We start from the raw sequence: 1,778 nt of genomic DNA, 5'->3' as shown, positions 1-1,778 counted from the left end.
AATTCACAACTCGAGTTTGCTCCGCAAACTCGAGAACATACAGCGTTTCCGACCTTGTATGAAAACCGTGCGTCCTGCACGGTTTTCAACCCGAGTTTTCCTTACGGAAAACATCGCATGTCGGAACGGATAAAAGGCTTATTTGGGGAGTGAAAGTGGGCAGGATGCCCTCACGGGGAAAAGTACGGCGAGTTTGTATGAAAACCGTGCGTCCTGCACAGTTTTCAACCCGAGTTTCAGCGGCGCTGAAACTCATATACTTGCAAGTTTCCCGTACATCCGTGTACGGGACAAAGATAAAAACGGGTATTGTCTGCGTGTGCAAACTCGGGAACGAATGGCTTTTACTGCCATCCGTGGCAGATTATCCTGCATTGTCGAATGTACGAAGAAAAACTGTATGTTCACAGTGCGGGAAGGAGAGAGAGGGTTTTAGGGAGAGAGAGGAAACCCTGCCCTGAACGGGGTTGCCTCTCTCTCCCTTGAGAATAAAGCATTTTTTAAGGAGGTTTTTTATGAAACACAAAGTAAAAACATTTTTATTTATCGGTTTAGCGCTTGTTGCGCTATTTGGAATGACAGCCTGCCCGAACAATGCGGGCGGTTCCGGCGGCGGAGAAACACCATCCCTGCCGCCTGTCGATAAAACCTACACGGTAGACGGAGTAGACTTTACGATGAAGGTCATTGCCGCCGTAACAAACGGAAGTATAGGGCACAGCGATAACAGCAGCAATAATGCACCACATACGGTAAGCCTTTCCGCCTACCTGATAGGAGAGACGGAAGTAACACAGAAACTGTATGAAGCGGTAATGAACAATAAACCGAGCAGTTTTAACGGCAATCCTGAAAGCGGCGAGGAACAGGCAAAACGACCGGTGGAAAGAGTAAGCTGGTATGATTGTATAGCGTTTTGCAATAAGCTCAGCCTGAAGCAGGGACTTGAGCCGTGTTATACGGTAACGGTTGGCGGAAATCCGATAGATTTTTCAACGCTTGCATACAACGCTATACCTGCAGTAGATAATGCGGACTGGAATAACACCATATTGGACAGAAGCAAAAACGGCTTCCGACTGCCGACCGAGGCCGAATGGGAATGGGCAGCCAAAGGCGGCACGGATGACAAATGGGCAGGGACGAATGCTTCGACGCAGCTTAAAAACTATGCGTGGTATAATGCAAACAGCGGTAGCAAAACACACGAAGTAAAGAAGAATCAAGCGAACGGCTACGGCTTATACGACATGAGCGGCAATGTTGAAGAATGGTGCTGGGACTGGCATAGTAGCGGTACACCCGCGAGTGGACAGACTGACCCGACGGGGGGAGCTTCCGGTACTTACCGCATCATTCGCGGCGGCAGCTGGTACCATGACGCGTCAAAAGTTTCTCGTGCCTATCGGAACGGCTACACGCCTTTTACCACCAGCACGAGCCTTGGCTTTCGTGTGGTCTCGCGCCCCTAATTGTTCGCAGATAACCGGCTTTAAGTTCGCAATTCTGAAGAATTGCTCACACTTAAAGATATATTGAACATACGGTTTTAAGGGAGTGAAAGCGGGCAGGATGCCCGTACAGGAAAAGGGTACGTCGAGTTTTTTGCGTAAGCAAAAATACTCGATGCTGAAAAATGTACATGGACGTACATTTTTCAGCGAGTGTCTTCCCTTCCCTAAATAAAAGTATCTTTTAAGGAGGTTTTTATGAAACACAGAGTAAAAACAATTTTATTTATCGGTTTAGCGCTCATTGCGCTATTTGGAATGACCGCC

The 1,778-nt window shown here is 47.9% G+C and carries 1 protein-coding gene; it reads left to right on the top strand.

The window, feature by feature from the left end; all coding sequences use genetic code 11:
- The first annotated feature begins 515 nt into the window (after positions 1-515).
- Positions 516-1,472 (top strand): formylglycine-generating enzyme family protein, encoded by a 957-nt coding sequence (locus HMPREF9193_RS08900; protein WP_021687789.1) that lies wholly within the window; start codon positions 516-518, stop codon positions 1,470-1,472.
- Positions 1,473-1,778: the final 306 nt, after the last annotated feature.

The organism is Treponema lecithinolyticum ATCC 700332, from assembly GCA_000468055.1.
In the GTDB taxonomy this organism is placed as follows: domain Bacteria; phylum Spirochaetota; class Spirochaetia; order Treponematales; family Treponemataceae; genus Treponema_C; species Treponema_C lecithinolyticum.
The sequence above is the reverse complement of the archived record's forward strand: the minus strand, read 5'-3'. Positions and strand labels throughout refer to the sequence as shown.